The organism is Raineyella sp. (assembly GCF_034933565.1).
Lineage (GTDB): Bacteria > Actinomycetota > Actinomycetes > Propionibacteriales > Propionibacteriaceae > Raineyella.
Window position 1 is genome coordinate 1 of sequence record NZ_JAYFNG010000029.1, and the last position, 21,047, is coordinate 21,047.

Below are 21,047 nucleotides of genomic sequence, written 5' to 3' on the forward strand. Positions count from 1 at the left end.
CTACGACACCGACGGCACCTCGATCTACCGCAGGTCCTTCGGGATGATCCGGGCCGAGGCCGACCTGTCCCGGTTCACCCCGGAGCAGAACACCGTCGCGGTCCGGATGATCCACGCCGCCGGCGACCCCGCCCTGGCCGAGCAGATCGCCTTCTCCCCCGGCCTGGTGACCGCCGCCCGGGGCGCGCTGCGGGCCGGCGCCCCGATCTACACCGATGCGACGATGATCGCCGCGGGCATCACCCGGCGCCGGCTGCCCGCCGACAACGAGGTGATCTGCACCCTGCAGGACCCGCGGGTGCCACAGATCGCCGCCGCCTGGGGCACCACCCGCAGTGCCGCCGCGGTCAGTCTGTGGGACCGGTTGGAGGGCGCGGTGGTCGCCATCGGCAACGCCCCCACCGCCCTGTTCCAGCTGCTCGAGCTCGTCGCCGCCGGCGGGCCCCGGCCCGCGGCGGTGCTGGGCATCCCGGTCGGGTTCGTCGGCTCGCCCGAGTCGAAGGTGGCCCTGGCGGAGAATCCGTACGGCCTGGAGTGGCTCGTCGTCAACGGCCGGCGCGGCGGATCCGCGCTCGCCTCCTCGGCGATCAACGCCCTCGCCCGGGAGCAGGAGATCTGAACCGTACGACACCCTCCGGGCCGATCGGGGGCCCAGGGCCGACCCGCTGACCCGTGCCCCGGGCCGGTGGGCCGGGCCGGTGGGCTGACCCGGGGCCGGACCGGCAGGGTGTTCTCCTGCGCGGCCCGGCCGTCTAGGATCGCCGATGTGGCCCGATCCGACGCGTCGACCGATGGTTCTCCCGGCCTGACGCGACCGTACCGCGCCAGGGACGGGGGCCTCGTCCGGCTCCGGGTCCCCGGCGGATACGTGACCTCCCAGGTCCTGCGCCAGTTGTCCGACATCTCGGCGCAGTTCGCCGACGGGCTGCTCCAGCTCACCATCCGCGGCAACATCCAGCTCCGGTCGATGACCCTGGGCGCGAACGGCACGATCGCCGCCGCGGCGATCAACGCGTTCATCGCCACCGGCATCGTCCCCCGCAGCCACGAGCGGGTCCGGAGCATCCTCTGCTCCCCGCTGCCGTCGCAGCAGCGCCCCGACCTGCGCCCGCTGGTGGCCGAGCTCGACGCGGCGATCCAGGCCGACCCCCGGCTGGCGGACCTGCCCGGCAGCTTCGTCTGGGCGTTCGACGACGGGCGCGGCGACGTCGCCGCAGAGCGCTGGGACCTGCTCTACCAGGCGGTGACCCCGTCGGCCGGGGTGATCGCGACGAGCACCGGCGAGACCTGGGACGTGCTGGCCCGCCAGGCGGTGGAGACGATGGTCCGGCTGGCCCGCGAGTTCGGCCGGCTGCGGCTGCACGAGGACCCGGCCCCGGTCCACCCGTACCAGCTCGGGTTCCGCTCCCGGTCGAAGTTCGGCGCCCGGCTGTCCGTCCAGCTCGGCCCGGGCACCTCCCGGACGATCCACCGCGGCCACCGGCCCCAGGTGGGGCCGGTCGGCGCGGACCTGCTGGCCGGAGTGCCGCTCGGCCTGCTCAGCCCGGAGATGATCGACGTCCTGCCGCGCGGAGAGGTCACCATCACCCCGTGGCGGCAGCTGCTGATCAGGGACGGCGCGTACGACATGGCCGCCTTCCGCGCCGTCGGCTACGCCATCGACCCGGCCGAACCGTGGGCGCACGTCAGCGCGTGTCCCGGTGCGATCGGATGCGTCCGCACCGAAGTCGATACGCTGGCGATGGCCGAGCGCTTGGTGGATGCCGCCACGAACGGTGAGGTGATCCTCACCGAGGACGTGCACATCTCCGGGTGCGAGCACCGCTGCGGCGCCCCCCGCGGACCGTACGTGGACGTGGTGGCGCCCCGCCACGTGGTGACGGTCATCGATGCGATCGAGGAGAGGCGACTGATGGGTCCGGACGAGGCTGACGCGGAGACGAGCCGATGACGGGTGCAGGACACCGGTCGACAGGTGCAGAGCACCGGCCGGTGACGGGTGTCGGGCACCTCTGGGGGGTCGGGGTCGGCCCGGGCGACCCGGAGCTGATCACCCGCAAGGCGGCCCGGTTGATCGCCGCCGCCGACGTCATCGCCTACCACTCCGGCCCGAAGGGTGAGTCGATCGCCCGGCGGATCGCCGATGAGCTGGTGCCCGACGGTGTCCTCGAGGAGCTGCTCCGCTACCCGGTGACCACCGCCGAATCGCGGCACCCGCTGGGCTATTACGGCGAGATCGCCGCCTTCTACGACGAGTGCGCCGAGCGGCTGGCGGTCCACCTCGCGGCCGGGCGTGACGTCGTCGTGCTGGCCGAGGGCGATCCGCTGTTCTACGGCTCGTACATGTACCTGCACGACCGGCTCGCCGACCGCTTCCCTGCCGAGGTGGTGCCGGGCGTCCCGGCCCTCGCCGCGGCGACCACCGCGATCGGCACCGGGCTGGCGCGCCACGAGGACGTGCTGACCGTGCTGCCGGGCACGCTGCCGGTGCCGGAGCTGGCCCGTCGGCTGGCCGACACCCAGGCCGCCGTGATCATGAAGCTGGGCCGCACCTTTCCCGGGGTGGTCGAGGCGTTGCGCCAGGCCGGCCGGCTGACCGACGCCTGGTACGTCGAGCGGGCCAGCGGCGCCGACCAGCGCGTCCGCCGGGTCGCCGACGTCGACCCGGCCACTGTGCCGTACATGTCGATGGTGCTGGTGCCCGGCCCGGACACCCGCGCCGACGCCGCCGGGCGGGCCGCGGCCAGTGGCGTACGCGCCGCCGCCGACACCCTCCACCCCACAGCGGCTCACCCCACAGCGGCTCACCCCTCAGTGACCCGTCCCGGCGTGCCCCGCCCCGGCGTGCCCCGCCCCGGCGCGACCGACCCCACGGCGACCTCGCCCGGACAGCCCGTGGATCACCAGGCCGCTCACCGGGCGGAGGTGCTCGTCGTCGGGCTCGGACCCGGTCCGGACCACTGGCTGACCCCGGAGGCCTCGGCCGCGCTCGCCTCGGTCGACCACATCGTCGGCTATGCGCCGTACGTCAATCGGGTGCCGCAGCGCGAGGGGCTGCAGCGGCACGCCTCGGGCAACACCGTCGAGGTGGACCGGGCCCGGTTCGCGCTCGACCTGGCCCGGTGCGGGGAGCGGGTGGCCGTGGTGTCCGGCGGTGACGCCGGGGTGTTCGGGATGGCCGCGGCGGTGTTCGAGGCGGCCGAGGACCCGGCGTACGCCGATGTCCCGATCCGGGTGCTGCCGGGGGTGACCGCCGCCCAGGCGGTGGCCGCCCGGGCCGGTGCGCCGATGGGTGCCGACTTCACGATCATGTCGCTGTCCGACCGGCTCAAGCCGTGGTCGGTGATCGAGGACCGGCTGCGCCACATCAGCCGCGCCGACCTGGTGCTGGCCCTCTACAACCCGCGGTCCACGGCCCGGCCCGACCAGCTCTTCGCCGCCCGGGACATCCTGCTCGAGGAGCGGGCGCCGGAGACCGTCGTGGTGATCGGCCGCGACATCGGCCGGGCGGAGGAGTCGCTGCGGGTGACCACTCTCGGTGCTTGGGACCCGGCCGAGGTCGACATGAAGTGCCTGGTGATGATCGGGGCCCGCTCCACCCGGGTGACCTCGGGCGGACAGGTCTGGACGCCCCGGTTCGTCGAGGACTGACGCCGGCCCTGCGTCGTCACCATCCCCGCATCCTCACCCGCCCCGCGGCCCCACCGGCCGGTGACGTCCCAGGCCGGCGTTACCGGCCGGCGTCGCAGCTCGGCGTTACCGGCCGGCGTCGCAGCTCGGCGTCACAGGCCGGCGTCGCGGAGCACCATCGCCGCCGAGACGCGGTTGTCGACGGCGAGCTTGGTGAAGATCCGGGTGATGTGCGCCTTCACGGTGGCGAGGCTCATCGCGAGCCGGTGACCGATCTCGGCGTTCGTCCGCCCGGCCAGCAGCAACCCGGCCACCTCGCGTTCCCGGTCGGTGAGCTCGGCGACCATCGCGACGGCGGCCGGGTCCGTCACCGGTGCCGCGGTCGCCGCCCTGATCACGGTCGCCGTCACCGCCGGGGACAGCACCGGATCGCCCCGGTGGGCTACCTTCACGGCGGCGATCATCTCGGCGGGATCGACGTCCTTGAGCAGGAAGCCTCGCGCCCCCGCCGCCAGCGCGCGCAGCACGTGGTCATCGGTGTCGAAGGTGGTCAGGACGATGACGGCGGGGGCGTCCGGACGGCCCTGGAGCCTTCGCAGGACGCCCAGTCCGTCCAGCACCGGCATCGGGACGTCGAGCAGCACGACGTCCGGTCGGGTCTCCTCGATCCGGGTGAGGGCCTCCTCGCCGTCGGCCGCCTCACCGGCCAGGGTGAGCTCGGCGTCCAGGCCGAGGATCATCCGCAGACCGGTCCGGACCAGCGGATCGTCATCGACCAGCAGCACCGAGATCATGCCGAGGCCGTCCACGGCAGCGAGGCGGTCAGGACGTACGCGCCGTCGCGGGCCCCGTGGTGCACCGACCCGCCCAGCAGGGCGGCGCGCTCGGTGACGCCGACCAGGCCGAGCCCGGTCCCCGCCGGGTCACCGGGGGCGGCGCCAGAGGCGGGGACGGTCAGCGGATTGGTGATCTCGACGGCCAGTCGACCGCCGACGCGCCCGGCCACCTCGACCGTCACCGGGGCGCCCGGCGCGTGCCGGCGGGCGTTGGTGAGGCCCTCCTGGACGATCCGGTAGGCCTGTCGGCTGAGCCTGGGTGGCACCTCGTCCCCGGCGACGGACAGCGTGAGGTCGATCCGCTGACCGGCCCGCTGACCCTCCGCCACCAGCCGGGGCAGATCGGCGAGCGTGGGCTGGGGCGGCTCGGGCGGGTCGCCCGGGTCACGCAGGTCGGCGAGGACGACACGCAACTCGGCGAGCGCCTCCCGGGCATTCGTCTGGATCAGCCGCGCGGTCTCCCGCCCGGCGTCGTCGCCGGCGGTGTGGGCCCGCACGCCGGCGTGCATCGCCACCAGGGAGATCCGGTGGGCCACCACGTCGTGCATCTCCCGGGCGATCCGGGCCCGCTCGGCCAGCCGGGCCTCGGCCAGCCGGGCCTGCTCGGCCTCGTGGCGGGCCCGCTCGGCCTCCTGCCGGGACCGCTCGGACGCCGCCCGACTCACCACCTCCTCCTCCCGGCTGCGCCGCAGACGACCGACCAGGGTGGCGATCGCCAGGCCCGCCCCGAGCAGCAGGAACTCGAACACGACCGCCGAGGTCCGGGCGGGCTGCCCGGCGGCGACCTCGGCCACGACGATCTCGACGACCTTGGCCACCAGGAAGCCGGTCGCCGACGCCACCACGGTGCTGATCCGCCGGGCCCGGTGCGCGAGCACGGCCTGGACGACCAGGGCAGCGCCGGTGGCGGTCGCGTTCACCGCCAGGCACGCCCCGACCACCAGGGCCGTCACGACCGGGCGCCGGTGGCGCAGGGTGAGCACGGCGAGGGCCACCAGTCCCGGGACGGCGGCGATCAGGGCGAAGGTCCACCGATCGGGACGTACGACGACCGGCGTCAGGTAGTACACCCAGAAGAGCACCGCGACCGTCCAGGTGACCACGGAGTCCTGCCGGGACGCGGTGGAGTCCTGCCGGGACGCGGTGGAGCCCTGCCCGGACGCGGTGGAGCCCTGCCGGGACGCGGCGGGCGGACTGGTCGTGAGCGGGCCGGTCATGGTCGGGCCGGTCGTGGACGGGCTGGTCGTGGGCGGGGTGGGCATGTCCCGAGTCTCCCAGGCGGACGGCCCGGCCACGACCGACCATCGGCCGGAACCGGTCGGCCCATCGGCCGGCATCGGGCCCGCCGATGGGCCGGGGTGGTCCTGGCCCGACGGCCGTCGACCCCGGCCGTCCGGTGGCCGACAGGCCGGGCGGATCCGGCCCCTCCGCCGATGCGTCGGCCGGTCGACTGCGATGGACTGGGTCCATGACCGAGTCCAGACCCCTGCGTACCGTCCTCACCCTCGCCCTCGCCGTGCTCATCCTCGCGGCGGCCTTCGGCTGGCGGGCCTGGACGACCCGCGCCCAGGGCGAGCCGCAGGCGGTCGAGTTCACCGACGCCACCCTCGGCCCGCAGCTGACCGGAGCGACCGTGCTGGCACTCGGCGAGGCCACCCACGGCAATGCCGAGTTCCAGACGCTGCGCACCGAGCTGGCCCGCAAGCTGCCGCAGTTCCGCACCATCGTCCTGGAGGAGGACGTCGGCTCGGTGGCGGTGGTCGACCGGTTCGTCCAGGGTGGGCCGGGCACCGCCGGTGAGGCCGCCCTGCGCTTCGGGTTCCGGCTCAACAAGACCCAGCAGGTCGCGGACTTCCTGCAGTTCCTCCGGGACCGCAACGCGGCGCTGCCCGCCACCGAACGGACCCACCTGGTCGGGATGGATGTCCAGCGGGTCGACGCCAACAAGCAGCTCGCCCTCGACCGACTGGCGACGTACGATCCGGCGGGCGCCGAACGCCTCGCCGCCGCGCTGGCGAGCCTGACCGACGACCACCGCGATGCTGCGGACTACCGGGCCGTCTCAGCGGGCCTGGACGAGCTGGCCGCGGCCGTCGAGGCCACCGGGGTAGCGGCCGAGGGCACCGGGGTGGGGGCCGACGCCGCCGGCCGGGTCGCCCTGGACGCCGCCCGCGCACTCCAGCAGGGCCGTGACCTGCAACAGCACGGGGCCGACTACGCGGCGACCCGGGCCCAGCTGATGTACGCCAACCTCGACCGCGCCGTCACCCGCAGCACCGCGGACGGCGCGCCGCACGTGCTGCTGTTCGCCCACGACGGCCACGTCGACAAGGTCAGCGCCGCCTACCATCACGCCGACCTCGGCGCGCTGGCCGCGCAGCGGTGGGGCGAGGGCTACCGGGTGATCGGGACCGATTTCGTCCGGACCCGGTTCCTGGCCTCCGACGGCGGCGGGAAGCGCCGCGAGTTCGTCATCGTCCACCCCACACCGCTGCGGGGGATGTTCGCCGGCACCCGGCAGGGCTACCTGGACTTCGCCACCGCCGGCCCGGCCAACACCGACCGGCTGCACCGCACCGTCCCGATGGGCAGCGCGGGCGACAGCTTCGCCGCCTGGCAGGCCTGGGTGCCGCCGCTGGTGACGGTCCCGACCGTCCCGGCCGACGCGTACGACGCGCTGGTCCTGGTCACCCAGGCCACCGCGGTCACCATGCTGTGACGTCCGACATGCTGTGGCGTCGAAGCACGTGACACCGACATGCGTGACGTCGAACGCCAGGACATCGAACGCCGGGCATCGACATGTCGCGTCACATCGAGACGCTGACACGTCGGGCGGCGCCCACCGCTGCCGCGGCACCATCGTGCGCTGCTATCGCGGCACCATCGTGCGCCGCTACCGCGGCACCATCGTGTTCGTCACCACCGCCAGCACCCGGTCGGTGTCGTCGGTCACCCGGACCTGGGCGACGACGAGCGTACGCCCCGCCTTGACCAGGGTGGCGACGGCGTGGGCGTGGCCCCCCGAGGTGTTCGCGATCAGGTTGGTGCTGGACTGCACCAACAGCGGGAACTGCCCCTGCGGGACGTGTCGCATCGCCAGCCAGGTGGCACAGACGTCGGCCAGGCCGAAGAGTGAGGCCGCGGAGAACATCCCGGCGATCTGGCGGATGTGCGGCTGCAGGGGCATCCTGAGGTGCACGTGGTCGTCGTCGGCACTGACGGGCTGCAGCCCCAGCGACACGGCGACGTCGTCGACGTCCTCGTAGAAGTCGGCCCACTGCCGGTGGAAGTCGGGGTCGGTCATCGGGAAGGGCCTCTCAGGTCTGCGGCAGGTCGTCGACGGCGGTGGATCGGGCGGTGACCCTGGCGGGTTCGGCGACCCAGAGCTCGACGACGGTGTCATCGGTGAGCTCGACCTCGACGACCGGACGCAGGTCGGCCCCCTCGGCGAGATCTGCCAGGACGCGGTCCTGCTCCGGCACCGCGAGGATGATCCGGCGGCAGGCCGGGTCCTCGGCGAACAGGTGCGCCACCACGAGGGCGACCCCTTCGGGGGTGCCCCGGGTGACGCCGATCTCCAGGTCCCGGGCGCCGACGGGGTAGGCGTCGCGCAGCCGGGAGGTGAGGGTGTGCCGCACCTGGACGAGGGTCTCCCCCGCCGTTGCGGTGTCCCCGGCGGACGCGGTGTCCCCGGTGGACGCGGCGTCGACCTGCAACGCCCGTTCCCACCCGGCGGCATGTTCCGCCGTGCCGACCCGGCCGATCGGGCTGCCCGGGTCGATCGGGTTGCTCGGGTCGATCGGGCTCATCGCGCCACCTCCGCCCGGCGGTCGAGCACCAGCCGGCGGATCGCCGCCTTGTCGAGCTTGCCGGCGGCGTTGCGGGGCACGACGTCGACGGCCCACAGCTCGCGCGGCAGCTTGTAGCGGGCCAGCTGGGTCTCGCCGAACGCGCGCAGCGCCTCCAGGTCGGTCTCCTGCCCTGCGGCGAACTCGACCACGGCGACGACGGTCTCGCCCCACTTCGGGTCGGGCCCGCCGACGACGGCGATGTCGCGGACGCCCTCCATCCGGTGCAGGGCCCGCTCGACCTCGGCCGGGTAGATGTTCTCGCCGCCGGAGATGATCATGTCCTTGCGCCGATCGACGATGAAGTAGAAGCCGTCCTCGTCGCGGTAGCCGATGTCACCGGACCGGAACCAGCCGTCCGGGAAGGCCTTCGCGGTCGCCTCCAGGTCGTTCCAGTAGCCGATCGTGACGTTCGGGCCGCGGACGCACAGCTCGCCGGCGACGTGCGGCTCCTCGATGTCGGCGCCGGTGTCGACATCGACCAGCTTGATCTCGGTGTACGGCATCGGTTCACCGCACGAGCCGGCCTTCACCCCGGTCATCCGGGCCGGCAGGTAGGTCGCGAACGGGGCCGTCTCGGTGAGCCCCCAGGCCTGCTGCACGGCCATCCCCTTGGCGGCGTACTCCTGGATCAGCGAGGTCGGCACCGGGGCGCCGGCGCAGATCGTGGCGCGCAGGCTGGACATGTCCGCGTCGTTGAAGACCGGCGACTTGGCCATCGCGGTGAGCTGCGCGGGCACCAGGAAGGCCGAGTTGACCCGGTACTTCTCGATGTCGAGCAGCGCCTGCTCCGGGGTCACCGCGCGGCGGACCACCGTCGCGTTGCCGCGGACGAAGGCGCGGATGGTGAACGAGTTCAGCGCACCGATGTGGAACAGCGGCGCGGCGGCGTAGTTCATGTCGCCGGGCCGGGTGTCGACCAGGGTGTCGACGTTGATCGAGTTCCAGAAGATGTTGCCGAACGACAGCATCACGCCCTTCGGCAGGCCGGTGGTGCCGGAGGTGAACATCAGGATGCCGAGGTCGTCCATGGACGTCCGCAACGGGTCGGGCATCGCCCGGGCCACCTCGCTGCTGGGCAGGCCGGTCGACACCCGCTCCCACTCGGCGGGCTCGTCCCCGCTCGGCGGCACGGCCGGGTCGTCGTCGACCAGCCGGATCGCGATGCCCTCCAGGCCCTCGACCTCCGCCAGCACCCGGGCGTGGCCGGGCTCGACCACGATCACCTTCGGCGCGCCCCGCTTCACCAGGTCGGTGATCTCGGTCGCGGCCAGCCGGAAGTTGACCGGCATGAACACCCCGCCGGACCACCAGGCACCGAACATGGTGATCAGGAGGGCCCGCGAGTTGAGGCCGAGGTAGGCGACCCGGTCACCCTTCCCGATGCCGTGCGAGGCCAGGTAGTGGGCGAAGCGGCGGACCCGGTCGGCGAACTCGCCGTACGTCCAGTCCTCCTGCTCGTAGACGAGCGCCAGCTTGCCCGGGTGGTACTTGGCCACCCGCTCGACGTACACCGTGGGGTTGACGTTGATGTCGTAGATGTTGCCGCGCAGCTCCTCGACGCTGGTCACCGGGGCGCTCCTCTCAGAAGAAGGTGGAGATGTTCTTGGCGAGCAGCACGTTCGACTCGAGCAGGATGGTCCGCTCGGCCACCCGCAGCTCGCCGTCGGGGTGCAGTCGCAGGACGTCCGTACGGGACCCGGCGTAGAGGTCGACCTCGCGCTCGAGCCGCGAGCGGTAGACGAGGAAGGCCGACCGGGCGGTGAACTCCCGGGGCCCGGCCACCTCCGGCTCGCCCTTGTGCCGGACCGACACGTTGCTGATCAGGTGCCGGGTCCGCGACGGCGGGTCCTCCGACCAGGCCATCCCGGAGTCGTAGCGGCGGATCCGCCAGGCGAGCGAGTCCTTGGTCTCGTCGTAGAAGGCGGCCTCCCCGGGGCGGGAGACGGCGAGGGCCTGCTGGCGGCGGGTCCGGTTGGAGCGGGTCGGCAGCCAGTAGTGCAGGTCGTCGTCGAAGACCTCCAGCCAGTCGGAGTAGCGGCCCTCGTCGAGCAGTTCGGCCTCGTGGAAGTAGAACTGCTCCACCCGGTAGCCGAACGCGGCGTCGACCAGGGTGCCGTCGAGGCGCTGTTCGGCCTCCGCGGCCGGCCCGAAGCCGCCGGCCGGCTCGTCGTCCTCGGTGACGGCGATGTGCGTCATGATCGGTCCTTTCGGTCCGTGAGGTTCAGGAACATGGGGTCAGGATCGGGGTCAGGGCCCGGGCCAGGCTCGCAGCGCCTGGGTCCCGGGGCAGGATCGTGGGGCGTACGGTCGGGCCGTCAGGCCTGCTCGTGCCAGGCGGGGGTCCGGATCAGCTCGGCCCAGCGCCGGTAGAACGCCCGGCCGGCCGAGTCGGACAGCAGCTCGGAGGTGGTGCCCGGGTAGCCGGGCTCCTCGCGGTCCGACCCGATGCCCATCTGGTAGTTGAGCGGGGTGGAGTTGGTCATGAAGCCGTGCGCGATGGCCTGGCACTCCGACCAGTTCTCGCCGTCGTCCTGCTCGAAGATGCCGGACGGGCCGAAGGTGCGCAGGTTGTAGAGCCGCTGGGCCTCGCGGACCTCCTCGGGCATCGACCGGTCCAGGACGGTCCAGGCCCACACCTCCATCCGGTCCGGGCCCTTGGGGTGCCAGACCCGGATCGAGCCGTTGACCGGCAGGTAGGAGAAGTTCGGGAAGACGGTGCCATGACCGTTGGTCATCGGGCCGGCGACCCGCTCGGTGCCGAGCCGTTCACGCAGTGCGTCGTAGTCGTACCACTGGTGCACGGTCCGGGCGTCGAAGCGGTTGCGCGGGTGCACCGGGAAGCCGTGGGCATGGCCGTGCTCGTTGTGGAACTGGCGCCCGGTCCGCTCGGCGATCTCCTTCTTCGGGCCCTGACCGGTCGGCGACAGCACCTGCAGCGCCGAGGCGTGCGACATGTTGACGTGGTACCAGTCGGTGGCGAACTGCTCGGCGGCGAGCTTCCAGTTGCCGTGCAGCACCCACTTCATCACCCCGCCGACGACGACGGTGCCCTCGGGGTCACGGTCGAGCATCGCGTCGAGGTACCAGCGCATGTCGCCGAGATCCTCCTCGAGCGGCATCGCGTCCGGGTCCCAGTTGCCGAAGATCAGGCCGTGGTACTCCTGCACGTTCGGGACCTCGACCAGGCCCCAGTCCTCGCGCTTGAACTCCTCGGGGTAGCCGCCGCTGTTGGGCACCGAGATGAGCGAGCCGTCCAGGCCGAACGACCAGCCGTGGTAGGTGCAGGTGAACGCCTTGGCCTGGCCCTCATCGGCCCGGCAGACCCGGGCACCGCGGTGCCGGCAGGAGTTGAGGTAGGCGCGGATCCGGCGCTGCTTGTCCATCGTGACGATGATCGGGTCCTCGCCCATGAACGTCTGGAAGAAGTCACCCGGCTTGTGGAACTGGTCGGTGTGGGCCAGGAACAGCCAGCTGCGGGCGAAGATCCGGCGCATCTCGGTGTCGTAGACGGTCCGGTCGGTGAAGACCGCCCGGTCGACCAGGCCACCCTCGGGATCGACCATGGTCGACACGTCGGCGACCGGATCGAGCCCGTCGGGGCGGCGAAGCGTGGAGTCGCCCGCGGCTGCTCCACGCAGGCCGTTCGGCGAGAAAGAGTTGGGCATCGGGGCTCCTTACGGCGGCAGGGTGCGCGCACCTCCGCGGCCGGGGACAGCCGGGCCGAGTGCTGCGCTGCTACTCGTCGCACCGGTGAGCCCGTACGGGCTCACCGGCACGACACCAGTCAAGCGGAGTGACGAACACCGCACCACGAAGCGTTCCGAACAACAGTCCGTCGACTTGACACCACCCCCCGTCCCGAACCTTGGAACGCGGGCTGGTGACCAGTCGATGTGCTGCGACCCGGCACATCGGTCCGCGGCCCGACCCGGCCCGGGGTCGTCGAGTGGGCCGCTGCCGCACGAGCCGACGGCATCATCCTGGTCAGCATCATCCCGGTCAGCGCCGACCGGCGCCTGCTCGAGGCGGGTCCTGCCGAGTCGCCCACCCACACCACCGACAGGCTGCGACCCGGCCCCGGACGTCCCGCCGCCGGACGGACAGCCGCAGGGCCGGCTCAGGCCAGCAGGTCGTCGACCACCCGGCCGATCAGGCCCTTGGCGTTGGCCACGTCGAGGATCGAGCCTGACGTGGTGATGCCGTACCGGCGGGAGGCCAGCAGCACGTACGCCCCGGTGTAGTCGACGGCCTCGGGGCAGCGGTGCAGCGCGGACTTCTGCGCCACCATCCCGGCCATGTCGAAGCCGCTCACCGAGGTGTCGGCCAGGCCCATCGCCGCCGGCCCGCGCAGGTCGCTGACCATCCCGGCCGGCGCGACGCCGTTGACCCGGACGTCGGGCGCCAGTTCGTACGCCAGCTGCTTCACCAGGCCGGCCCCGGCGTGCTTGCTGGAGATGTAGAGCGCCCCGCCGCCACCGGGGTAGAGGGCGGCGTTGGAGAGCGTGACGATGAACGAGCCGTGACTCGCCCGCAGCGCGTCCACGGCGGCCTTCGCGCCGAGCAGCGGGCCCTTGACGTTGAGCCGGTAGAGCTCGTCGAAGCCGCGCTCCAGCTCCTCGGGCGTCATGTCGTCCAGGCGGCGGCTGAAGTCCCACAGCCCGGCGTTCGCGATGAAGGTGTCCAGCCGCCCCCACCGCGACACCGCCAGCTCGACGGCCTCCCGGTTCGAGGCGTACGACCCGGCGTCACCCGGCACGACGGCGACCCGCTCCGGATCGCACTCGGCCTGCAGCGCCCGACACTTGTCGGCCGAGTACTCCAGCACGACGACCCGGGCGCCCTCCGCCAGCAGGGTGTCCACCAGGGCCCGGCCCAGCCCCGAGCCGCCCCCGGTGAGGACCGCGACCTGTTCGTCCAACCAACCCATCTCTGTCTCCTTGTTCGGGGCTGCGCCCCCGCGTGGGGCACTCAGTGTCCGGCACGCGTCGTGTTCGGCCGACTGCCGGGCGCACGACGCGCTCGGCCCGTGGCACGGCGTCGGCCGTGCCACGGGCCGGCGATCAGCGCGTCCGCGCGGCCATCACGCCGAAGCCGGCGATGTACTCCGGGATCGGCTCGTAGTACTCGTACGTGGTCGCGTACGCCCCGCCCGCGGCCAGCGCGCTGAACGCGGCGACCCAGCTGCGCACCTCGTGCGAGGAGTGCCCGGCGTCCACGGTCATCGCGGCCGCCTCGTACGCGTCGAAGCGGGTCGGGTCACCGGCGGCGCAGTTGGCCATGAAGGCGCGGTCCCACTCCGGGTTGAGGTCGCGGATCGGGGCCTCGCCGCGGGCGAACGCCGCCGCGCCCTCGATCACCCGGCGCTGGCGCGCCTCCCGGGCCTCGGGGGTGGGGCGGCGGCCGTCGATCAGCCCCTCCCGGACGGCGGCCGGGGCGGTGTCCCACTGCGGCACCGGCGGGTCGTGGGAGAGCCCGCCGGAGGCGATCAGCAGCACCCGCTCGTCCAGCGTCGCCAGGTAGTCACCGACCGCCTGGCCCATCCGGCGCACCCGCCGCATCGGCACGAACGGCCCGGCGACGCCGTTGACGAAGATCGGCACGACCGGCTTGGCCCTCAGCCCGCCGAACAGGGTCTCCAACGGCTGCACGGCACCGTGGTCGACGTCCATCCGGCGCGAGAAGGTCAGGTCGATGTCGGCCTGCTGGGCGTGCCGGACGACGGCCAGCGCCTGCTCCTCGTCGACCGAGAGCGGGCCGGCCTCGGTGTCGTAGTCACCGATCGCGGTGGCGGCGAGGCCGACGGCGAAGGGCGGCATCAGGTCGTAGAAGAAGCCGTTGTAGTGGTCCGGCGCGAAGACGACGACCAGCGTCGGGTCGTACTCGGCGGCGAACGCGTGGATGGCGTCGAACGAGGCGTCCACCCGGGCACGGACCTCGGGGGCGGGCGGCAGTTCGGCGGTGTGCAGGAGCGGGCTGTGGGACATGGCCACGAGGGCGAGCGACATGTGGGGTCCTTCGAGAACGTCGGGACACGACGGTACGGACGACGAGGAAACGGTCGACGAGGGTGCTCACCCGGCCCACCACGGCCGGACGCCCTCCGGCCCGTGATCGGTGATCCGAGGCTAGGTGGCCCGGCCGAACAGGTCAACCCCCGCGGCCGGGGCCAGCACCAGGGACTCCAGCCCGGCGGCCCGCTCCCGGAAGAAGTCGGGCACCGGCTCCCCCACGTGCTGGCAGGCCAGCCCCACCATCCGGGCCATCACCGCGGTGGCGACCGCGGTGATGAACTCCTCGTCGCGCGGCGTGCCGGCCACCCGGGACAGGATGCAGCCCTCGACCGCGGCCAGGGAGAAATCGGCCATCCGGACCGGCAGCTCGGGCACCTCGGCCAGCACCCGCGGTGGCACCAGGTCCAGCCAGGCCCCGGTCAGCGCCCGTTGGGTGATCTCGCGCAGCGTACGGATCTCCTGGGCGGTCTTCGACTGCTGCATGTCCGCGTCGAGCATCAGCTGGACGTTGAACCGCCACAGGCCGTGCCGGGCCGGGTTGTCCACGATCGAGTCGAGCACCACCTTGACCGGGTTGGGCGCGTCGCCGGGGCCGAGGTGGTCCACCATCGGCCGCGACTCCTCGTACGCGTAGCGGACCAGGGCGGCGAACAGCGCGTCCTTGTCCTCGAAGTGCCAGTAGAAGGAGCCCGGGTGCACCCCGGCCTCCTTCTGGATCATCGCCAGGGTGGTGCCCTTGTAGCCGCGTTCGGCCGAGATGCGCCGCGCCGCGTCGAGGATCCGCTGCCGGGTGGAACGGGGATCGGCCGGGGTCCTGGGCACGCGTGTCCTTCCTGATGGAACGGTCTGTGTCGATCGTACGCCACGGCCAGCTAGCGTGATCCTCACCACAGACTTGAGCGCTCACTCAAGTAACCGGACGGCACGAGCACGGCTCACCTCGAGCCCCTCGTCCACGTCGTCCGCCTCGCACACAACACTGCAGTCGCAGGTTCCAGCGCCGGAACGCCCTCGGCTCCCCAGCCGACCGGCAACGGGGCCCGCTGCCGGTCCGTTGACAAGGGAGTTTCCATGACCGACCACACCGACATCACCGCGCTCGTCGACGTCGAGCACGGCCGCCTCGACGGCCGGATCTTCACCGACGAGGAGATCTACGAGCAGGAGCTGGAGAAGGTCTGGAAGCGGGCCTGGGTGATGCTCGCCCACGACTCGATGATCCCCAAGAAGGGCGACTTCCTGCAGACCTACATCGGCGAGGACCCGGTGATGGTCGTCCGGCAGAAGGACGGCGGCGTCAAGGCGTTCCTCAACCAGTGCCGGCACCGCGGCATGCGCATCTGCCGGGTCGACAAGGGCACCGCCAAGGGCTTCACCTGCACCTTCCACGGCTGGTCGTACGACCTCGCCGGCGACCTGGTCCAGGTCCCGCGCCAGGAGGCCACCTACCCGGAGACCTTCGAGCGCGGCGACTTCGGCGCCGTCAAGGTCCCGCGGATCCAGTACTACAAGGGCTTCTGGTTCGGCACCTGGGACGAGGACGCCCCCGACTTCGAGGAGTACCTCGGCTCGGCCAAGTACTACCTCGACGGCTACATCGACCGCTGGGACGGCGGCATGGAGCAGGTCGCGTTCCACCGCTGGGTGCTGCCGAACAACTGGAAGTTCATGGCCGAGCAGCCCACCTCGGACATGCAGCACTCCGAGATCACCCACGTCTCCGCCGCCGCGGTGCTCAACAAGGGCTCCGACGCCGCGGACCGGACGAAGCGCGGCACCGTCCCGGTCGGCCGGCAGTTCTTCGCCGACTACGGCCACGGCGGCGCCTGGTACGGCGAGAAGGGTGCCGAGGTCCCCAACACCGGCCAGGCGATGCAGCAGTGGGAGTCCCAGCCGGAGGTCGCCGAGATGATCGCCCGTCGCCTCGGTGACGACCGCGAGGTCCGCGGCCACCTGAACATCTGGCCGACCTTCATGGTGCTGGGCAACTACACCATCCGGGTCACCCACCCGCGCGGCCCCCACGAGATGGAGGTCTGGGCCTGGACCTTCGTGCCGAAGGACGCCCCGGAGGAGATCAAGGACTCGATCCGCCGTGACGTGCTGCGCACCTTCACCCCCGGCGGCATGTTCGAGGCCGACGACGCGCTGAACTGGGAGGAGATGCAGCACGTGCTCAAGGGCCGCGTCGCCCGCGACACCGGCTACCTCTACCAGATGGTCGGCGCCCCGATCCAGTGGGACGAGGGCTGCTACCCCGGCGGCTCGTCGGCCCATGTCTTCTCCGACAACGCGGCGATCAACATGTACGCGGCCTACCTCGACATGATGACCTCCGACTCCTGGGAAGAGCTGATGGAGAAGCGCGCCCAGCACCGGCTCGGCCTCGAGCCCGCTGCCGCCGACCGCTGATGACCGTCAGCGCCCGCACCGTACGACCCACGACCGACCCGACGCACGACGAGGTGTGACCCATGACCGTGACCATTGATTCCACCAGCGCTGATTCCACCACCAGCACCGAGACCATCCCGTTCGGCGACCCGGCGGCCGCCGCGCTCCCGGTGACCGCGACGACCGACCGGCTGACCGCCCTGCTCGCCGAGGTCGACCCGGCCGTCGAGCGCGCCCTGACCCGGTTCCTCTACGAGGAGGTGCAGGTCCTCGACGACTGGAAGTGGGGCGAGTGGCTCGACTTCTTCGCCGACGACGCCATGTACTGGGCGCCCACCCAGGAGGACCGGCTGTCCCGGGAGCGCTCCCGGCGGATCGCCGACTACCGTACGTCCGCCTACTTCGAGGAGAACAAGGTCCAGCTCAAGCAGCGGGTCGACCGGCTGCTGACCAACCAGGCCTGGGGCGAGGAGCCGCCGTCGCGCCAGCGCCACATCATCGCCAACATCCGGGTGACCAAGGGCATCGCTGCCGACGAGTACGTCGTGAAGTCCAACTTCTACGACTACCGCTCCAACGGCCAGCGTTCGCAGGACTCGATCACCGGTGAGCGGATCGACCGGATCGTCCGCGATCCCGCCTCCCGCTGGGGCTACGTGATCAAGGAACGGCGGGTCCTCTTCGACATGTCGATGATCCTCAACAAGAACCTCAGCCTGTTCTACTGACCCCCACCCCCCACCCCGGGAGAGGAGAACCGTGAACATCACGACCCTGGAGAAGATCGGCGTGGTGGTCCGTGACCTGGACCGCGCGATCGAGCAGCACGCCACCGTCCTCGACACCACCGAGTGGACGACGGACGAGCTCACCGCCGACCGACTGTCGGCGATGGTCTCGTACGGTCGGCGCAGTGCGGGCACCTACCGCACGGCGTACGGCCGGGCGCAGGGCACCGTGCCGTTCGAACTGGTCACACCGACCGGCGGCGAGACGCCGTTCCACGAGTTCCTGCTCTCCCGGGGCGAGGGCATCGCCTACCTCACGGTGCGCGCCGAGGGCACCGACGAGGCCGGCATCGCCGCCCATTTCGCCGCCCTCGGCATCCCCGTCGCCCACACCCACGTGGTCGACGGGGGCCTCCGGCGCACCTTCTGGGACACCCGCACGGCGCTGGGCGGCTACCTGCTCGAGGTGCTGCCGGCGCCGTACGTCCCCACCGGCGTGACCCGCACCGTCGACGGCGCCGCCCTGCGCGGCGGCCGGCCGGCCCTGCCGATGCAGCGGATCTTCCACTTCGGCGTGGTCGTCGACGACACGATGGCCGCCCTCGAGCAGTACCGGCGGATCCTCGGCATCGAGACGTTCGCGGTGAAGACCTGGCAGACCGAGTACGGCCGCCTGGACAACCCGTACTACCGCGACCTACGACCGGTCGAGCACGGCTACTTCACCGCCCAGGGCGCCACCGGCGACTTCGGCTTCGAGATCATCCAGTGCACGTACGGCCCGGCGCACTACAACCGGGAGTTCACCGATCAGCGCGGGCCGGGCATCCACCACCTGTTCCCGTACCTCACCACCGACGCCGAGGACTGGTCGGGGACGGTCACAGCGATGACCGAGCTCGGCGCGCCGCTGTGCATGGGCTCCGACCTGCGCGGTGGGGCCTCCGAGTACGCCTACTTCGACACCTTCGGGAAGCTCGGCGGTTTCCTCATCGAGGGGGTGCACCGACGCTTCCCGGCAGAGGATAGGTACATGGCCCCCGACTGGGAGGTCGACTTCAGCACCCTCATCGAGGAGGACTGAGATGCTGCGCGTCCTGCACGAGTTCCACCACCTCACCGACCCCGGCCCGCTGCGCGACGAGACCGACCGGCTGCGCAGGGCGCCCGGCTGCGCCAGCGCCGAGCTCTACGCCAGCCTGGACGGCAGCGCCTTCCACGCGCTCACCATGCTGTGGGAGACCGAGGAGGCGTACGACGCGTTCTGGCGCCGTGCCCTGGCCGGCGACTACCCGGTGCTCACCGGCCTGGTCACCGGGGCGGCGTCCGACGGCGCGGCGACCACGGAGTTCTACCGGCGCGAGGTCTTCGCGCTGCGTGACGGCGTCTGGGAGCCTGAGCGCCACGGCGAGTCGCACCGGGCCATCCACTGGCCCGCGGCCGGCGCGGTGCGGGTGATCATCCAGAACACCGTGCAGGCCTCGGCGGCGATGTACGAGCGGATCGCCGCCGAGGTCGCCGAGACCCGGCGCGAGGACGGCTGCCTGCTCTACCACTGGTGCGAGGCCGTCGACCTGCCCGGCCACCTGCTGCTCGTCGAGCTGTGGGCCGACCAGGTCATCTACGACCGGCACTGGGCCCTGCGGGGTGCCACCGCCGCCTTCCGCGGCGACACCCTGCGGATCCCGGCCCGGCCGCAGCGCGGCCCGCAGACCCGCGAGTTCTACCGCCGGCAGCGATTCCGGCACCACTACGAGCGCTGGTTACCGGCCGACTCGTACGCTTGCGCCACGACCGTGTCGTGGCCCGCAAGCTGATCACCGGCTCGGGCCGGTCGCCCCAGCACGCCACAGTGCCCCTCACGCCACAGTCAGGAAGGACCCCACCCCCATGAGCACGCAGATCGAGCCGATCAAGGTCGCCGACGTCGGAGACATCGAGGACGAGGAGGCACTCGTCGTCGACGGCGCCACCAACGGCACCGGCCGCGACATCGCCGTCTTCTTCTCCGACGGCGAGTACTACGCCATCGACGACACCTGCACCCATGAGGACGCCTCGCTCGCCGACGGCTGGATCGAGGGCCAGGAGGTCGAGTGCCCGATCCACTCGGCACGCTTCTCCCTGTGCACCGGCGCCGCGCTGTGCCTGCCGGCGAGCATCCCGGCCCGGACGCACAAGGTCGAGGTGCGCGGTGACGAGATCTGGCTGTACCCGGGCGTCCCCGTCGAGGGTGCCGTCACCGAGGTGACGGCCTGATGCCGGCCACCGCGAGCACCGTCGGCGCGGTCTCCCCCGGCGCGGTCTCCCCCGGCGCGGTCTCCACCGGCACAGCCGGTGCCGGTGAGGTCCCCGCCGCCCGGGGCAACATCGTCATCGTCGGTGGCGGCCTGGCCGGCTTCACCACCGCCCAGGAGCTGCGCAAGTACGGCTTCGACGGGCGGGTGACGATCATCGACCCGGAGGGCATCCCGTACGACCGGCCCCCGCTCAGCAAGGAGTACCTCGACGGGTCGATGACGGCGGCGAAGATCGCCTTCGTCCCCGACGACTGGTACCGGGACAACGACGTCGAGCTGGTCACCGACGCGGTGGTCGGGCTGCGCCCCGACGAGGGCCTGCTGGAGCTGGCCGGCGGCCGGACCTACAGCGCCGCCACCACCGTGCTGGCGCTGGGCGGGCGGGCCCGTACGCTGCCCATCCCCGGCGGTGACCTGCCCGGGCTGCTGCAGCTGCGGACCAGGGCGGACGCCGACGAGCTGCGCGCCCGGATCGTCCCGGGGGCCCGGATCGCGATCATCGGTGCCGGCCTGATCGGCGCCGAGGTCGCCTCGACCGCGGCAAAGGACGGGGCGACGGTCACCCTGATCGACCCGGTCCCGGTGCCGCTGGTGCCGCTGGTCGGCGCCGAACTGGCCGTCCGGCTGCACGACATGCACGCCGCCCACGGGGTCGACGTACGGTGCGCGATGACCACCGCGATCACCCAGCAGGGTGCGGAGTACACCATCACCCTCAGCGACGGGGCGAGCATCACCGCGGACACCGTGCTGGTGGCGGTCGGCATCGTGCCGCAGACCGGGCTGGCCGAGCGGGCCGGTCTGGCGACCGACCAGGGCATCCTCGTCGACGAGGCCCATTGCACCTCGCACCCGGCCGTGTACGCCGCCGGGGACGTGGCCCGGGTCCGTCGCGCCGACGGCACCGTGCTGCGCCGCCACGAACACTGGGAGTCGGCGACGCACGGCGGCCAGAACGTCGCCGCCGCCCTGCTCGGCCGGCCGCTGCCGGAACACGGCGCGTCCTGGATGTGGTCGGATCGCTACGGCGTCCACGTCGAGGCCGTCGGCGACATGGTCAACGGGACGCCGATCGTCCGGACCGTCGACGGGGTGCCCGTCGCCGCGTTCCGGATGGAGTCTGACGGCCGGATGATCGGTGCCGCCACCATCGACGGCGGGACCGCCGTCCGAGCCGCCCGCCGGATCATCGACCGCGGCCTGATCGTCGACCCGCAGCAGCTCGCCGACCCGTCGGTCGAGCTCAAGAAGCTCGCCCGCTGACCAGCCCTCCCCCCGCTGACCAGTCTTTGCA

The 21,047-nt window shown here is 72.3% G+C and carries 20 protein-coding genes; 10 read left to right on the forward strand and 10 right to left on the reverse strand.

Annotated features, from left to right (window positions below; all coding sequences use genetic code 11):
* From VB059_RS09010 to VB059_RS09020, 3 genes are all read left to right on the forward strand, one after another.
* A partial coding sequence (locus VB059_RS09010; RefSeq protein WP_323421687.1) for a precorrin-8X methylmutase occupies positions 1–619 on the forward strand: 619 nt, incomplete at its 5' end.
* A gap of 147 nt (positions 620–766) precedes the next feature.
* A complete protein-coding gene (locus tag VB059_RS09015) occupies positions 767–1,951 on the forward strand; it encodes a hypothetical protein (protein ID WP_323421688.1) in 1,185 nt (394 codons plus the stop codon).
* Positions 1,952–1,992: 41 nt separating this feature from the next.
* Positions 1,993–3,651, forward strand: coding sequence for a precorrin-2 C(20)-methyltransferase (locus VB059_RS09020; protein ID WP_323421689.1), 1,659 nt, complete (start codon positions 1,993–1,995; stop codon positions 3,649–3,651).
* Positions 3,652–3,782: 131 nt separating this feature from the next.
* Here VB059_RS09020 and VB059_RS09025 read toward each other — a convergent pair whose 3' ends face one another.
* A complete protein-coding gene (locus VB059_RS09025) occupies positions 3,783–4,439 on the reverse strand; it encodes a response regulator transcription factor (RefSeq protein ID WP_323421690.1) in 657 nt (218 codons plus the stop codon).
* Complete coding sequence (locus VB059_RS09030) at positions 4,421–5,728, reverse strand: sensor histidine kinase (RefSeq protein ID WP_323421691.1); 1,308 nt, start codon at positions 5,726–5,728, stop codon at positions 4,421–4,423. The genes VB059_RS09025 and VB059_RS09030 overlap by 19 nt, the downstream gene beginning before the upstream one ends.
* Positions 5,729–5,934: 206 nt before the next feature.
* Between VB059_RS09030 and VB059_RS09035 the strand changes: the two genes are divergently transcribed.
* Positions 5,935–7,185: an erythromycin esterase family protein gene (locus tag VB059_RS09035; protein ID WP_323421692.1), complete on the forward strand. Its 1,251-nt coding sequence runs from the start codon at positions 5,935–5,937 to the stop codon at positions 7,183–7,185.
* Positions 7,186–7,362: 177 nt separating this feature from the next.
* On the opposite strand, the gene VB059_RS09040 is transcribed toward VB059_RS09035, so the two are convergent.
* The 8 genes from VB059_RS09040 to VB059_RS09075 all read right to left on the reverse strand — a co-directional run bounded on the left by VB059_RS09040 (position 7,363) and on the right by VB059_RS09075 (position 15,153).
* The gene (locus tag VB059_RS09040; protein ID WP_323421693.1) at positions 7,363–7,773 is read right to left on the reverse strand and encodes a PaaI family thioesterase; all 411 of its coding nucleotides are present in this window, start codon (positions 7,771–7,773) and stop codon (positions 7,363–7,365) included.
* Positions 7,774–7,786: 13 nt separating this feature from the next.
* The gene (locus tag VB059_RS09045; protein WP_323421694.1) at positions 7,787–8,278 is read right to left on the reverse strand and encodes a hypothetical protein; all 492 of its coding nucleotides are present in this window, start codon (positions 8,276–8,278) and stop codon (positions 7,787–7,789) included.
* Complete coding sequence (locus VB059_RS09050; protein WP_323421695.1) at positions 8,275–9,888, reverse strand: AMP-binding protein; 1,614 nt, start codon at positions 9,886–9,888, stop codon at positions 8,275–8,277. Before VB059_RS09050 ends, VB059_RS09045 begins: the two co-directional genes overlap by 4 nt.
* 13 nt (positions 9,889–9,901) lie before the next feature.
* Positions 9,902–10,516: a 3-phenylpropionate/cinnamic acid dioxygenase subunit beta gene (locus VB059_RS09055; RefSeq protein WP_323421696.1), complete on the reverse strand. Its 615-nt coding sequence runs from the start codon at positions 10,514–10,516 to the stop codon at positions 9,902–9,904.
* Between the two features lie 119 nt (positions 10,517–10,635).
* On the reverse strand, positions 10,636–11,985 hold the full coding sequence (locus VB059_RS09060; RefSeq protein ID WP_323421697.1) for an aromatic ring-hydroxylating dioxygenase subunit alpha: 1,350 nt from the start codon (positions 11,983–11,985) through the stop codon (positions 10,636–10,638).
* 452 nt (positions 11,986–12,437) lie between these two features.
* Positions 12,438–13,247 carry an SDR family NAD(P)-dependent oxidoreductase gene (locus VB059_RS09065; protein ID WP_323421698.1) on the reverse strand — a complete coding sequence of 270 codons (810 nt, stop codon included), beginning with the start codon at positions 13,245–13,247 and terminating at the stop codon, positions 12,438–12,440.
* 133 nt (positions 13,248–13,380) lie between these two features.
* Positions 13,381–14,325 carry a 3-carboxyethylcatechol 2,3-dioxygenase gene (locus VB059_RS09070; RefSeq protein ID WP_323421699.1) on the reverse strand — a complete coding sequence of 315 codons (945 nt, stop codon included), beginning with the start codon at positions 14,323–14,325 and terminating at the stop codon, positions 13,381–13,383.
* Positions 14,326–14,445: 120 nt separating this feature from the next.
* Positions 14,446–15,153, reverse strand: a complete 708-nt coding sequence (locus tag VB059_RS09075; RefSeq protein WP_323421700.1) for a TetR/AcrR family transcriptional regulator — start codon at positions 15,151–15,153, stop codon at positions 14,446–14,448.
* 249 nt (positions 15,154–15,402) lie between these two features.
* On the opposite strand from VB059_RS09075, the gene VB059_RS09080 reads away from it, so the two are divergent.
* The 6 genes from VB059_RS09080 to VB059_RS09105 all read left to right on the forward strand — a co-directional run bounded on the left by VB059_RS09080 (position 15,403) and on the right by VB059_RS09105 (position 21,016).
* Entirely contained in the window at positions 15,403–16,743 is a 1,341-nt protein-coding gene (locus VB059_RS09080) for an aromatic ring-hydroxylating oxygenase subunit alpha (protein ID WP_323421701.1), read from the forward strand.
* Between the two features lie 62 nt (positions 16,744–16,805).
* Entirely contained in the window at positions 16,806–17,453 is a 648-nt protein-coding gene (locus tag VB059_RS09085; protein ID WP_323421702.1) for an aromatic-ring-hydroxylating dioxygenase subunit beta, read from the forward strand.
* 31 nt (positions 17,454–17,484) lie between these two features.
* Complete coding sequence (locus tag VB059_RS09090; protein WP_323421703.1) at positions 17,485–18,537, forward strand: hypothetical protein; 1,053 nt, start codon at positions 17,485–17,487, stop codon at positions 18,535–18,537.
* Between the two features lies 1 nt (position 18,538).
* On the forward strand, positions 18,539–19,270 hold the full coding sequence (locus VB059_RS09095; protein WP_323421704.1) for a putative quinol monooxygenase: 732 nt from the start codon (positions 18,539–18,541) through the stop codon (positions 19,268–19,270).
* 73 nt (positions 19,271–19,343) lie between these two features.
* Positions 19,344–19,712: a bifunctional 3-phenylpropionate/cinnamic acid dioxygenase ferredoxin subunit gene (locus tag VB059_RS09100; RefSeq protein ID WP_323421705.1), complete on the forward strand. Its 369-nt coding sequence runs from the start codon at positions 19,344–19,346 to the stop codon at positions 19,710–19,712.
* Entirely contained in the window at positions 19,712–21,016 is a 1,305-nt protein-coding gene (locus tag VB059_RS09105) for an NAD(P)/FAD-dependent oxidoreductase (RefSeq protein WP_323421706.1), read from the forward strand. Before VB059_RS09100 ends, VB059_RS09105 begins: the two co-directional genes overlap by 1 nt.
* Positions 21,017–21,047 lie beyond the last annotated feature (31 nt).